The 13569-nt window shown below is 73.4% G+C and carries 10 protein-coding genes and 1 pseudogene; 6 read left to right on the top strand and 5 right to left on the bottom strand.

The window, feature by feature from the left end:
* Nucleotides 1–277 precede the first annotated feature (277 nt).
* Nucleotides 278–976, top strand: coding sequence for a transglycosylase family protein (locus AB0J12_RS26545; RefSeq protein WP_363266920.1), 699 nt, complete (start codon nucleotides 278–280; stop codon nucleotides 974–976).
* Nucleotides 977–1065: 89 nt separating this feature from the next.
* Here AB0J12_RS26545 and AB0J12_RS26540 read toward each other — a convergent pair whose 3' ends face one another.
* Genes AB0J12_RS26540 through AB0J12_RS26530 form a run of 3 tightly spaced genes read right to left on the bottom strand, consistent with a single transcriptional unit; the run spans nucleotide 1066 to nucleotide 4960 of the window.
* A complete protein-coding gene (locus tag AB0J12_RS26540) occupies nucleotides 1066–1722 on the bottom strand; it encodes an ATP-binding cassette domain-containing protein (RefSeq protein ID WP_363266919.1) in 657 nt (218 codons plus the stop codon).
* Complete coding sequence (locus AB0J12_RS26535; protein ID WP_363266918.1) at nucleotides 1719–4478, bottom strand: ATP-binding cassette domain-containing protein; 2760 nt, start codon at nucleotides 4476–4478, stop codon at nucleotides 1719–1721. Before AB0J12_RS26535 ends, AB0J12_RS26540 begins: the two co-directional genes overlap by 4 nt.
* Entirely contained in the window at nucleotides 4478–4960 is a 483-nt protein-coding gene (locus tag AB0J12_RS26530) for a hypothetical protein (RefSeq protein WP_363266917.1), read from the bottom strand. Before AB0J12_RS26530 ends, AB0J12_RS26535 begins: the two co-directional genes overlap by 1 nt.
* A 149-nt stretch (nucleotides 4961–5109) precedes the next feature.
* On the opposite strand from AB0J12_RS26530, the gene AB0J12_RS26525 reads away from it, so the two are divergent.
* The 3 genes from AB0J12_RS26525 to AB0J12_RS26515 all read left to right on the top strand — a co-directional run bounded on the left by AB0J12_RS26525 (nucleotide 5110) and on the right by AB0J12_RS26515 (nucleotide 8111).
* Complete coding sequence (locus AB0J12_RS26525; RefSeq protein ID WP_363266916.1) at nucleotides 5110–5676, top strand: hypothetical protein; 567 nt, start codon at nucleotides 5110–5112, stop codon at nucleotides 5674–5676.
* A gap of 16 nt (nucleotides 5677–5692) precedes the next feature.
* Nucleotides 5693–7006 (top strand): ABC transporter substrate-binding protein, encoded by a 1314-nt coding sequence (locus AB0J12_RS26520; protein WP_363266915.1) that lies wholly within the window; start codon nucleotides 5693–5695, stop codon nucleotides 7004–7006.
* A gap of 61 nt (nucleotides 7007–7067) precedes the next feature.
* The gene (locus AB0J12_RS26515) at nucleotides 7068–8111 is read left to right on the top strand and encodes a YafY family protein (RefSeq protein WP_363266914.1); all 1044 of its coding nucleotides are present in this window, start codon (nucleotides 7068–7070) and stop codon (nucleotides 8109–8111) included.
* Nucleotides 8112–8154: 43 nt separating this feature from the next.
* Here AB0J12_RS26515 and ctaD read toward each other — a convergent pair.
* A pseudogene (gene ctaD, locus AB0J12_RS26510) lies at nucleotides 8155–9681 on the bottom strand (cytochrome c oxidase subunit I); the annotation flags it as partial.
* 387 nt (nucleotides 9682–10068) lie between these two features.
* On the opposite strand from ctaD, the gene AB0J12_RS26505 reads away from it, so the two are divergent.
* Nucleotides 10069–10284 carry an I78 family peptidase inhibitor gene (locus AB0J12_RS26505; RefSeq protein WP_363266913.1) on the top strand — a complete coding sequence of 72 codons (216 nt, stop codon included), beginning with the start codon at nucleotides 10069–10071 and terminating at the stop codon, nucleotides 10282–10284.
* A gap of 97 nt (nucleotides 10285–10381) precedes the next feature.
* Here AB0J12_RS26505 and AB0J12_RS26500 read toward each other — a convergent pair whose 3' ends face one another.
* A complete protein-coding gene (locus AB0J12_RS26500) occupies nucleotides 10382–11404 on the bottom strand; it encodes a phosphatase PAP2 family protein (protein ID WP_363266912.1) in 1023 nt (340 codons plus the stop codon).
* 469 nt (nucleotides 11405–11873) lie between these two features.
* On the opposite strand from AB0J12_RS26500, the gene AB0J12_RS26495 reads away from it, so the two are divergent.
* Nucleotides 11874–13475, top strand: coding sequence for an MFS transporter (locus tag AB0J12_RS26495; protein ID WP_363266911.1), 1602 nt, complete (start codon nucleotides 11874–11876; stop codon nucleotides 13473–13475).
* The last annotated feature ends 94 nt before the right edge of the window (nucleotides 13476–13569 follow it).

The following is a 13569-nucleotide window of genomic DNA, read 5'->3' as shown; positions in this document are numbered from 1 at the left end:
TGCGGAATTTCAGGATGTAGTGGGTGTCCGAAAATCGTTGATACCCCGGGTAACGGCCAACTGGCCTGGAATGACAGCGAATTGGTTGATGCCGGGCCCTCCGGCTCCCTACATTCCTCCGCCGTGTGCAACGAGCACCGCTCGAGTACGTCCACCGGTCCGCGCCGAGTCGCGGAGCACCACCCCCGGTGGACGGGGCGGAGCGCGACCCCCGCGCCGATGCGCGAGGGGTGGCGGTCCGCCTTGGGGGACCTCGAGTCGTTCGAGAGGGATCTACATGTCCGAATGTGCCGATAACACCCGCACCACCGACCGCAAGACCCTGACCAAGGGTCAGGCCCGCACGACGGCGGTCCTCGCCGGGGCGGCGCTCCTCGCCCCCCTCGGCCTGCTCGCCTCGGCCGGCGGTGCCGCGGCGGCGGACGGCGGAGTGTGGGACCGCATCGCCCAGTGCGAGAGCGGCGGCAACTGGCACATCAACACCGGCAATGGCTACTACGGCGGGCTGCAGTTCTCCGCGAGCACCTGGCGCGCCTACGGCGGCACCGCCTACGCGCCGACCGCCGACCAGGCCTCCCGGTCCGCGCAGATCTCGGTGGCCACGAAGGTCCAGCGCGCCCAGGGCTGGGGCGCCTGGCCGGTCTGCTCGGGCCACGCCGGGGCGTACGGCGACGCACCCGCGGCGAACCCCGTCTCGGCGAAGTCGAAGTCGAAGTCGAAGTCGAAGTCCAAGCCGAAGCGGACCGAGTCCGCCGCGTCGAAGCCGGCGAAGGCGCCGGCGCGTTCCGGCGGCCACGCCGACCGCGGATCCGCGCGCGGCGGTGACTACACCGTGCGCCAGGGCGACACGCTCAGCGCCATCGCCGCCCACAACGGGACGAGCTGGCAGCGGATCTACGCCGCGAACAAGAGCGTCATCGGCGGCGACCCCGACCTGATCGAGCCGGGCATGCGACTCGCGCTCCGGCACCTCTGAGCCACGCCTCGGGGCCCCACCCGGGCGGCCGGCCGGGTGGGGCCCCGAGGGCTGTGCCGGCCCCAGGGCGCCCCGGCGTGGTGGGCCGCTCACCTCGCGGATCCCCGTCGTTCCAGCTCCGCCGCCTCGCCGCTGAAGACGACACTGCCGCGCCCCAGTTCGTACACCACCACCGACCGGCGGCCGGGCAGCGCGGGCGGCAGCCGCTGCTCGGCGAGGATCACGCAGACGTCGAGCGAGGCGAGCAGCTCGTAGGTGCGGGCGGCCACCGCGGGCGCCATGCCCTGCGTGGGCTCGTCCACGAGCACCGCACGCGCGCGTGCCGACAGCGCGCGGGCCAGCGCGAGCATGCGCTGCTCGCCGCCGGAGAGCGTGCCGGCGCGCCGCGCGAGCAGGGCCTCCAGCTGCGGGTAGGCGGTGAGGGCGGCGTCGTGGGCGCCGGCCGTGAGGGCGAGGTTCTCGCGGACGGTGAGGGAGCCGAACACCGCCTGCCGCTCCGGGACGAGGCACAGGCCGCGCCGGGCCCGCTCGTACGCCGGCAGCCGTGAGATGTCCGCGCCGTCCCACAGCACCGCCCCGGCGGCCAGTGGCACCGTCCCGGCCAGCGCGCGCAGGGCGGTGCTGCGGCCGGAGCCGTTGCGGCCCAGCAGCACCGTCAGGCCCGGGCCGGGGGCGGTCAGCGTGACGCCGTGCAGAGCCTCCAGGGGGCCGTACCGCACGCGCGCGTGCCGCAGGACGAGGGTCATGTGCCCGCCTCCTGTCCGGCCCGGGCGGCGAAGGCGTCCAGGACGCGGCCGGGCGGCCCGGAGGCGACGACCCGGCCGGCGCTCATCACGTGCACGACGTCGGCGAGATCGGCGACCAGGTCCAGATCGTGCTCGACGACGAGCAGGGCGGTGCCGTCCGCGGCCAGCGCGCGCAGCACCCGGGCCATCGCTGCGACCTCGGCGGTGTCCAGCCCGGCGGCGGGTTCGTCCAGCAGCAGCACGCGCGGGCCGCCCGCGAGCGCCCGGGCCAGCTCCACGCGCCGCAAGGTGCCGGTGGGCAGCCCGGCGGCCGGCAGCGCCCGGACGGGGCCGTCCAGCGCGAACAGCCGCAGTGCCCGCTCCACCGCCGCAGGATCGGTGACCCGGCCCTGTTCGGCGCCGATGCGGACGTTCTCGGCGACGGTGAGGGACGGGAAGACGGCCAGCTGCTGGAAGCTCCGCCCGATCCCCAGCCGGGTGCGGGCGTACGCCGGGAGCCGGGTGACGTCCCGTTGCCCGAACAGAACCTGCCCGCGCACCGGCCGCACGGTCCCGGCCAGGCAGTGGAACAGTGTGCTCTTCCCGGCCCCGTTGGGCCCGACGACCGCCGTGACCCGCCCGCGGGCGACCTCCAGATCGACCCCGTCCAGCGCGGTGAACCCGCCGTAACGGACCCGCAGACCGCGGGCGGTGAGCACGGAGGCGGGCGCGCCGGCGGAGCCTGGGCGCGCCCTGGGTGTGCCGGCCGCCGGATCGGCGAGGACCGACGGGGGTGTGTCCTCCGGGTGAGCCGCGCCGCCGGCACCCCGGTCCGGCAGCGCGGCCTCCGCGCCGTCACCGCTCGCCGCCGACACCGCCGTAGCCCCCGTCAGACCCGCACGCCCCGGGGCCCGTTCCCGGGCCGGGTGCAGCCGTGTCCGTGCCCGTGCGCCCACTGCCGTCAGGTGAGCCCCGCCCTCGAACCGCAGGCGCTCGGCCGCCGAGCGCAGCGCCTCGTACGGGCCGCCAGGGAAGCGGCCGGCGAACGCGGCGAGGACGCCGACCAGGGCCGCCGCCACCCCGCCGCGCGCGCCCGCGTCCAGGCCGACCAGGAGTGCCGCAGCGACGAGCGCGCCCAGGGTGCTGTCGGCGCCCAGCACGATCACCGCGGCGAACCACAGCAGGCCGCGCACCGGGTCGTACGTGCCGGGGTCGAAGGCGCGCAGCCCCATGCCGAGCAGGCCGCCGCCGAGGGCGGCCAGCGCCGCACCGCACACGAAGGCGAGCAGCTTCAGCGAGGGCACCTGGACTCCGGCTGCCGACGCGCCCTCCTCGTGGTCCCGCATGGCCGCGAGCGCCCGCCCGGTACGGCCCCGGCGCAGCAGCCGCGTCGCCAGCAGCGCGGCCGCGAGCAGGGCCAGTTCCAGGACGTAGTAGGCGCGGTCGCCGGCGAAACCGGCCGGCCGGTCCAGAAAGAGCCCGGCCGTGGCGTACGGCTGGGCGAAGACGAAGCGGCTCACGCCGACCCCGACCGCGAAGGTCGCGAGGGCCAGGGCGAGGCCCCGGCGGCCGATCGCGGGCCAGCCGGTGAGCAGCCCGAGCGGCGCCACCAGCACGACGGCGACCGCGAGCGCCGTCAGCTCCGGCAGCCGCGGCAGGACGGGGAAGCGGCCGGCCGCGAGCAGCGCCGTGAACAGCGCGCCCAGGCCCGCGTACGCCGCCTGACCGAGGGAGATCTGGCCGCCCCGCCCGGTGACGACCACCAGGGACAGCAGCACGATGGCCAGCGCCGGCACCTGCACCGCCGTACGCAGGTCCGAACCGGCCAGCCCCAGCGGCAGCAGGAACAGCACGGCGGCGACGATCCACGCGCCGTGCGGTGCGGCCGGGGCGCGGGCGGTCACCGGGTGGGGGAGCGCGCCACGGCGGCCGATGCCGGGCAGGACCAGCGACGCCACCAGCAGCGCCACCACGAACAGATTCGCGCCGACCGCCTGGAGCAGCGGCTGCGCCCAGCCGGCCGGGTGCAGCCGCGTCAGCTGGCTCTGCGCCACCCCGATCCCGAGCGCGACCACCACCGCGACGGGCAGGCTGCGCATCCGCGCGGCCACCGCGACCGCGACCACCTCCATCACCAGCAGCGGCAGCCCGTACGGGTCGAGTCGCACGTACGGCGCCAGCAGCGCCCCCGTCAGACCGGCCGTGAACGCCCCGAACGCCCAGCCCGCAGCGGCCACCCGGTCGGCGTCGATGCCGCCGAGCACGGCGAGCTGCCGGTCGTCCACCACGGCCCGCAGCTCCCGCCCGAACCGTGTCCAGCGGATGACGGCCGACACCCCGCCCGCCAGCAGCAGCGCCACCGCCAGCTGCCCCCACGGGTCGGCCGACACCAGCTGCGGCGCGTCGTCCCGCGCCCCCTGCCCCCACAGCAGCACCGCGCCGCCGACCAGCAGCACGAACACCCCGATGGAGGCGACCAGGGTGCGCGCCGGGTCGCCGCCGAGCACCGCGAGCGGCCGGAAGACGAACCGTTCCAGCAGCACGCCGATCCCCGGCGCCAGCACCAGCAGCGTCACCACGGCGCCCAGCCACAGCGGCCAGCCCCACACCACCACGCACTGCCGCAGCGCGTACGCGCAGACCATCGCGATCGCCCCGTGCGCGAAGTTGAGCACGCCGGTCGCCCGGTAGGTGACGATCAGGCCGATCCCGGTGAGCGCGGCGGCGCTGCCGACCGACAGCCCGGCGAGCGTGAGGTCGTAGGTGAGGGAGGACATCAGTCCTCCGCGGCGTCCGGCTCGCAGATCGGGCAGGGGTCCAGCGACCCTTCCGCGAGCAGCCGGCCGTCCACCGGCAGCGCCTGCGTCTTGCCCGCGACGAGCGGGCAGTCCGCGCGGTGCCACAGCGTGCCGCCCGGCACCATCAGCGTCCGCCCGCCGACCGCGACCGGGGCGGCGCTCGACCCGCCCGCGCCGGCCGTGTCGTCCCCGCCGGCCCCGGCCGCCACCAGCAGCCCGTACAGCTCCTCCAGGCGCGCGGCCGCCCGGGCGTCCCGGCCGTGGCTCAGCAGCACCGCCCCGGCGACGATCAGTGCGGCGCCCGGCACCGTGCAGGAGGCCAGATAGGGCAGCTGCCGCTCGGCGAACCGCTCCCCGGAGACGCCGTACCAGCCGATGACGCACAGCACCGCGCCCGCGGCCAGCGCCGCCCAGCCGGCCCACAGGACGGGGTGCACGGTCCGCAGTCGCGCTGTCCGCATCGCTGGCTCCCACACGTCACGCAGCCGCCGGCCCGGCCCACTTGCCCGGTATGCCCCTGCCGGCCGATGGCTTGCACTATGTCTGTTGTGCGCCGACCCTGAAAGCACCGGGCGCCCATCGCCCGGACCGACACCCGGTGGTGAGCCAGATGGTTCTGGGAAGCGACCTCAGGCGGGGGACGGCAGACAAGGGGCGCGGCCCAGGGGCGACGGGACGGAGTACGGCAGTGGCGGCCGCTCTCGTTCTCATTCTCGCCCCGGCCCTCGCGGCGTGCAGTGACAACAACGGCGGAGGCGGGAGCGCCACGCCCTCGGCGCAGCGGACGACCAGCGCCGCGCCCATGGCACCCGCGGACCCGGCCGCGGCACAGCAGGAGATCAAGCAGAACTGGCAGACGTTCTTCGCGCCGACGACACCGCTCAAGGACAAGCAGGCCGTCCTGGAGAACGGTGACCGCATGGCCCCCGTCCTGCAGGCCTTCAGCAGCGACCAGCGCGGCCGGCAGGCGCAGGCGAAGGTGACGAAGGTGACGTTCACCTCGCCGACCAGGGCGGCCGTCACGTACGACCTCGTCGTCCAGGGCGCAACCGCCCTGCCGAACGCGGCCGGCATCTCGGTCCAGCAGGACGGAAAGTGGAAGGTCTCCGACAGCACGCTGTGCGCGCTCGTCAAGCTGAGCGGCAATGCGTCCGCGCCGGCGATCCCGGGGTGCTAGGCCCCGCGACGCCGGGATGATCCGAACGACAGGGCCTGGCCCCGCCGGCCGCACGGCCGGGGCGGCCGCCGCTGTGCTGCTGCTCATCCTGTGCGCGGCGTGCGGCAGCCGGCTGCCGGAGCGCGACTTCGAGCAGGGCACACGCGCGTCCACGCCCGCGCCGAGCGCGGGTGCGCCGATCCGGGTCGGCATCATCACCAGTGCCACCAGCCCGGTCGGCGGGAGCACCTTCACCGGGCCGCGCGACGGCGCCAAGGCCTACTTCGACCGGCTCGACGCACGCGGCGGCATCGCCGGCCGGCGCGTCGAGGTGCACCTGTGCGACGACGGCGGCAGCGGCATCGGCAACAACGCGTGCGTGCACCAGCTCATCGACGAGGACAAGGTCGTCGCCCTGGTCGCCACCACCGCCCTCGACTACGCGGGCGCACCGCGCGTCTCCCACGCGGGCGTGCCCGACATCGGCGGACAGCCCATCGGCGCCGCCTACGACACCTGGCCGCACCTGTACGGCATCTACGGCAGCCTCGCGCCACGCGACGGCACGCCGGGCTGGGGCGGGAAGCTGTACGGCGGCACGGAGGTCTACCGGTACTTCGAGCGCGAGCACGGCGCCCGCACGGCCGCCGTCGTGTCGTACAACCAGTCGGCGTCCGCCGCCTACGCCCGGCTCGTGGAGCGCGGGCTCAAGGCCGAGGGGTACCGGGTGGTCACCGAGGAGGTCGACTTCGCGCTGCCCAACTTCCGCGCCGTCGCCGCCGACCTGAAACAGCAGGGCACCGACCTGGTCTTCGACGCGATCGACACCCACGGCAACGCCCAGCTGTGCCGGGCGATGGACGAGGTCGGCGCGCACGTCACCGCCAAGGTGACCAACGTGCAGAACTGGACCTCCACCGTCCCGCAGGACTACAAGGACGCCCCGCGCTGCCGCAACGCCCTGTGGGCGACCGGCGCCAGCCGCAACCACCAGGACACCGGCAACAGCGCGGTACGGGAGTTCCGGGACGCCACCGCGGGACTCCCGGCGCACTCCCAGTGGCAGCTGGAGGGCTGGGCGGCGGCCATGTGGTTCACCGACGCCGCCCGCTCCTGCGCGCAACAGGACGTCACGCGCGCGTGCGTGGACGCCTGGATGAACCGTCACGGCAACGGGTACACCGCCCGCGGTCTGCTGCTCCCCGTCGAGTTCGCGCGGCTGCCGCAGCCGCCGAAGGACCGCCGCACCTGTCTGTCGGTGGCCCGCTGGCAGGACGGCAAGGGCTGGGTGACCCAGGGCGACATGAACCGCACCTGCTTCGTGGTGCCGCAGCTTCCCTACACACCGTGACCCCCTGCGGCCGGGTCTTCGCGGACACAGCCTGTCCGCAAGCCCTGGCAGACTCGGCGCCATGCTGGAGACCTCCGCACGACTGCTGCGCCTGCTGTCCCTGCTCCAGGCCCACCGCGAGTGGTCCGGCCCGGACCTCGCCGAACGGCTCGGTGTCAGCCCGCGAACCGTGCGCCGGGACGTCGACCGGCTGCGCGAGCTGGGCTATCCCGTCAACGCCAGCCCCGGCACCGGCGGCGGCTACCAGCTGGGCGCCGGCGCCGAACTGCCGCCGCTGCTGCTGGACGACGACGAGGCGGTCGCCGTGGCGGTCGGCCTGCGCACCGCCGCCGGGCAGGGCATCGAGGGCATCGGGGAGACCTCGGTACGGGCCCTGGCCAAGCTGGAGCAGGTGCTTCCGGGCCGGCTGCGCCACCGGGTGAGCGCGCTGAACGCCTTCACGGTGCCGATGCTGCGTCCCGGCCCGCCGACGGCCCCCGTCGACCCGGCCCTGCTCACGGAGCTGGCCCACCTGTGCCGGGACAGCGAGCGGCTGCGCTTCGAGTACCGCACACACGACGGCGCCACCAGCCGCCGTACCGTCGAACCGCACCGCCTGGTGTGCACCGAGCGCCGCTGGTACCTGGTCGCCTGGGACGTGGAACGCGCCGACTGGCGCACCTTCCGCGTCGACCGCATCACCCCCAAGCCGCCGCACGGCCCGCGCTTCACGCCGCGCACCCCGCCCGCCGACGACCTCGCCGCGTACGTCTCGAAGGGCGTCTCCACGCGCGCGTACGCCACCCACGCCACCGTCCGGCTGCTGGTGCCCCTCGCCGAGGCCGCCGAGCGCGTCTCACCGTCCGCCGGGACGCTCGAGCCGGACGGCCCCGGCGCCTGCCTGCTGCGCACCGGTGCCGGGAGCCTGGACGTGATGGTGATCCACGTGATGATGCTCGGCTTCCCCTTCGAGGTGATCGAGCCGGCCGGGCTGGTGGACGCGATCAGGACGGCTCGGGACCGGCTTGATGCCGCTCTGGCTCGGGCTGCGGGGTCAGCGCCGCGAATTCCGGATGGTGCAGGTCGAACGCCGGGGACTCCGAGCGGATCCGCGGCAGCGCGGTGAAGTTGTGCCGCGGGGGCGGGCAGGAGGTCGCCCACTCCAGCGAGCGGCCGTAGCCCCAGGGGTCGTCGACGTCGACCTTCTCGCCGTACTTGGCGGTCTTCCAGACGTTGTACAGGAACGGCAGCGTGGACAGGCCGAGCACGAACGCGCCGATCGTGGAGACGGTGTTCAGCGCGGTGAAACCGTCGGCGGCCAGATAGTCCGGGTAGCGGCGCGGCATACCCTCCGCGCCCAGCCAGTGCTGCACCAGAAACGTGGTGTGGAAGCCGGTGAAGAGCGTCCAGAACTGGATCTTGCCGAGCCGTTCGTCGAGCATCTTGCCGGTGAACTTCGGCCACCAGAAGTACAGCCCGCCGAAGATCGCGAAGACGACCGTGCCGAAGACGACGTAATGGAAGTGCGCGACGACGAAGTAGGAGTCCGTGACGTGGAAGTCCATCGGCGGGGAGGCCAGGATCACCCCGGTCAGTCCGCCGAACAGGAACGTCACCAGAAAACCGGTCGCCCACAGCATGGGCGTCTCGAAGGACAGAGAGCCCTTGATCATGGTGCCGGTCCAGTTGAAGAACTTCACCCCCGTCGGCACCGCGATCAGGAACGACATGAAGGAGAAGAACGGCAGCAGCACCGCGCCCGTGGCGAACATGTGGTGCGCCCACACCACCACCGAAAGCCCGGTGATCGAGATCGTCGCACCGACCAGCGTGAGATAACCGAAGATCGGTTTACGGCTGAAGACCGGGATGATCTCGGTGATGATGCCGAAGAACGGCAGCGCGATGATGTACACCTCGGGATGGCCGAAGAACCAGAACAGGTGCTGCCACAGCAGCGCGCCGCCGTTGGCCGCGTCGAAGACATGGCTGCCGAAGCGCCGGTCCGCCTCCAGCACCAGCAGCGCGGCCGCCAGCACCGGGAACGCCATCAGGATCAGGATCGACGTCAGCAGGGTGTTCCAGGTGAAGATCGGCATCCGGAACATCGTCATGCCCGGGGCGCGCATCCCGACGATGGTGGTGATGAAGTTGACCGCGCCGAGGATCGTGCCGAAGCCGGACAGCGCGAGCCCCATGATCCACAGATCGGGTCCGAGGCCGGGGGAGTGCACCGCGTCGTTGAGCGGCGCGTAGGCGAACCAGCCGAACGCGGCCGGCCCGTCCGGCACCACCAGCGAGCTGAGCACGATGAGCCCGCCGAACAGGAACAGCCAGTACGAGAGCATGTTCAGCCGCGGGAAGGCCACGTCGGGCGAGCCGATCTGCAGCGGCACCAGCTCGTTGGCGAACCCCGCGAAGCTGGGGGTGGCGAAGAGCAGCAGCATGATCGTGCCGTGCAGCGTGAAGAGCTGGTTGAACTGGTGGTTGTCGACGATCTGCAGGCCGGGCCGGGCCAGCTCCGCGCGCATCAGCAGCGCCATGATCCCGCCGATGAGGAAGAACACGAACGACGTGATCAGATAGAGGTGGCCGATCTTCTTGTGGTCGGTGGTGGTCAGCCAGTCCACGACCACCCGGCCGCGCCGCTCGCTCCGCCTGGGCCGTGCCGCCGCCCGTACGGTCTGCAGTCCCATCGTCCGCTCGCCCCTTCGCTTGTCGCGTCCCGGGTCCGCTGCAAGCCCGCGGCGCAAGCTGCGCGCGGGCCGAGGCCATGATGCGCACGCCGCGGTGCGCTCCGACAGGGGGCGTAGGGAGATTATGTGGGGGAACCGTGGATTTCCCATGGGACGCCGATGCGTACGGCATTCGGGAAATCGGTGCGGAAAGCGCGGCCCGCGGGGCTGGGCCGGGGCATTTTCCGGCAGGTGCCCGATAGGGCCGGTTCGGCTCGCGCGAATGGCGCTGGAATGCACCCGGAAGACGTAATGAAGGTCGCTGGACCGCCCCCGGCATGACTGGACGCGATCAAGCAGAACGGTGTGATCTTGTGACACAAGCGTGACACCGCCTAGCGTGGCGGTATGGCACCCATTCCCTCCCCGTCGGGGGAGCCCCAGGACAGTCCCGAGGGTTACGTCGGCCTCGACGCCGAGCGGGCCGAGCGCCTCGCGCGCGAGCGCGGGTGGTCGACGGTGCGCTCCCTGCCGCCCGGGGCGGTCATCACCATGGAGTACCGCGTGGGCCGGCTGAACTTCGAGGTCAGGGACGGCCGGGTGGCCCGCGCCTGGAAGGGCTGAGCCGCCCGGGAGACGACGAAGGCCCCGGTTCCTGCCCGGAACCGGGGCCTTCGACGTGCGCGGCGGGGTGTGTGCGTACCGGTCCGCCGTGTGGCGTTCAGCTGCCCGCGGGGCGGGCCGCCGGGCTCGTGCCGCGCGCGACGCGGTCCGGGTGCGGCGGGCGGCGGCTGCCGGCCGGGGTGACCGGGGTGCGTTCCGCGCGGGTGGTGTGCGGGCCCGGGGCCAGATAGGCGGGCGCTCTCGGGGCGCGGCCCGTGGTGGCCGCCGCGCGGCCCGCGGGGGCCTCGTCCTGCGTCGAGGGGAGCGAGGGGACCAGCACCGGCGCCGTGACCGGGGCGGCCGGGGCCGGCGCCGTACCGGTGCGGCGGTCGCGCAGGCGGTCGCGCAGGTCGAAGATCCCGGTCTCGGCGCGGGCGATCAGCGGCTCGCACCACGGCAGCGCGAGCAGGACCAGCAGGCCCGCCGCCCAGCCGAGGAGCACATCGCTCAGCCAGTGCGTACCGAGGTAGACCGTGGACAGGCCCACGCCCAGCGCGGTCATGGCCGACAGCGCGGACAGCCAGCGCCTGGCCCTCGGGGTGGAGGCCAGGTAGGCCAGGATTCCCCAGGTCACGACGGCGTTGGCGGTGTGGCCGCTGGGAAATATATCGCCGCCGAGACCCATCTCGTTCGATCCGATGACGGTCGCGTAGTGCGGGCCGAGCCGGCCCATGCCGATCTTCGCCGCGCCCACCGTGATGTTCAGCAACAGCAGAGACGCCCCCAGCGTCAGCAGGGGGCGCACCGTGTGCTGCCGCCAGGAGCGCCAGCCCAGCCAGGCGGCGACCATCACGGCGGTGGGGCCACGCTGGCCGAGCACCACGTAGTAGTCGACGAACCAGTGGATCTGCGCCCACTGCTGGTAGGGCCGGAAGAACATGACCTGCCAGTCCAGCCGGACCAGCCACGAAGTGGTCACCACCAGCCACACGATCGCCGCGTAGAAGGCCAGGGTCGAGCCGAACAGCACGACCCTGTGCCGCGTCATCCGCGGTACGTCGATGTGGGCCGGTCGTTCCGGCTCCCGGTCCAGTCTGGTGAACACCCGGTCCAGACGGGTGAGGTTCGGTTCGATACGCACCCAATCGACGTTACAGCGAGTGAGCTGTCAACCCCTGCGAATCCACGGCTTTGTGATGACGATGTGATGTGGGATTCCTCTCAACAGTGGGTTCAATTCCTGTGAATCCGTAATCGGACAACGTCGCGCCCTGCAATTCCTTTGATCATTCCGGAGCGGGTTTTATGGCCTGTCCGAATGCGTTCACCGCGCGACCGCCCGGATTTCGCCGCCTGCTCGCGTCGCAGCGTGATCGCGGCCGGGCGGGGGCCGGCCGGCGAACCCGCGGAGGGAGTGGCGTACGCCACATGGGTTCACCGGAACCGGTGAGACGTCCGCCACGCGAGCGGCGAGCGAATGCGCGTACGCTGACGTGTCACTCGCGTTCGCTGCGCGGGCCGGAGACGACCGCTTCTCTCCGGCCGAGTCGCGGGGGAGTCCCCACCCCCACGAGCCCGCCGGGCGTGAGGTTCATCTGGGAGGTACGTACATGTCCGGGACGACCACGGCCGCCGCGCTGCGCCGTCGGGCGGCCGGGGCCGGTGCCAACCGCTGGGTCGTTCTCGTCGTCCTGTGCGCCAGCCTGCTGCTCGTCGCCGTCGACGCCACCGTCCTGCACGTGGCGGTGCCCGCCGTCACCGAGGACCTGAGGCCCGGCGCCATCGAGCTGCTCTGGATCGTCGACACCTACCCCCTCGTCTGCGCCTCGCTGCTGATCCTGTTCGGCACGCTCGGCGACAAGGTCGGCCGCAGACGCGTTCTGCTGCTCGGTTACGCCCTCTTCGGCGTGGCCTCGGCGCTCGCGGCCTTCGCTCCGAACGCGCAGGTGCTGATCCTGGCGCGGGCCCTCCTCGGCGTGGGCGGCGCGATGATCATGCCCGCGACGCTGTCGATCCTGCGGCAGGTCTTCCCCGACCGGCGCGAGCGGGCCCTCGCGATCGGCGTGTGGAGCGCCGTCGCCGCGGTCGGCGCGGCCGTCGGCCCGCTGCTCGGCGGCTTCCTGCTGGAGCACTTCTGGTGGGGATCGGTCTTCCTCGTCAACATCCCTCTGATGCTGATCAGCCTGCCGGTGGGCCGGCTGCTGCTGCCCGAGTCGACCGGAGGGGACGACGGCCCCTGGGACGTCGTCGGCGCCCTGATGGCCGCGGCCGGACTCTTCGGCGCGGTGTTCGGCGTCAAGCGGCTGGGCGGCGGGGAGCCGGCGGGCAGCGCGCTCACGGTGCTGCCCCTGGCCGTCGGCGCGGTCCTGCTGGTCCTCTTCGTGCGACGGCAGAGGCGGCGCCGGTATCCGCTGGTGGACCTCGGGATGTTCGCCCGGCCGGCGTTCAGCACCTCCGTCGGATGCATCGTGCTGGCGATGCTCGCCCTGGTCGGCCTCGAGCTGATCGCGGCGCAGTATCTGCAGCTGGTGCTCGGTCTGTCGCCGTTGCAGACAGGGCTGCGACTGCTGCCGCTGACCTTCGCGGCGATGGCGGCCGGGCTGCTCGGGGCGCGGATGCTGCGCCGGTTCGGTCCGCGCCGGATGGTGTGCGCCGGGTTCTGTCTGACCGCGGCCGCGGTGGTGGCGCTCACGGCGATGGGCGCGACCGACAACGTGCCCCTGCTGCTGGCGGGCTTCGTCCTGCTCGGCTTCGGACTGGAGACGACGCTCTTCGGGGCGTACGAGTCGATGCTGAGCGAGGCGCCGGCCGAGCAGTCGGGCGGCGCGGCGGCGATCGGTGAGACGTCGTACCAGCTGGGGGCCGGGATCGGGATCGCGCTGCTGGGCAGTGTGATGAACGCCGCGTACTCGCCCGGGCTCGCGGACGTGCCGGGCGTGCCGACGCCGGCCTCGGCGGCGGCCGGGCACTCGCTCGGGGAGGCCTACGAGGTCGCCGGCCGGCTCGGCGGGACGGCCGGGGACGCGCTGCGCGCTGCGGCGCGGGCGTCCTTCGTTCACGGGCTGCACGTGACGCTGCTGGTGAGCGCGGGCCTGTTGCTGTTGGGCGCGGTGATGGCGCTGCGGCTGCCGCGCGTGATGCAGTGCGGCGAGCCGGAGCCGGTGGAGCTGCCGGCGCCCCGCGAGGCGCAGAGGTCGCGCGTCTCGGCGTGAGACCGCGCCGACGCACCCTGGGACTGGACGTACGGGACACCGCGTCGTAACGTCAGCGGCACCAATCGTAACTAGCGGTGCTAGTTTTCGCGTT

Source organism: Streptomyces sp. NPDC049915 (assembly GCF_040656475.1).
GTDB lineage: Bacteria > Actinomycetota > Actinomycetes > Streptomycetales > Streptomycetaceae > Streptomyces.
Note: the sequence above shows the minus strand (reverse complement) of the source record. Positions and strands in the feature narration are given on the sequence as shown.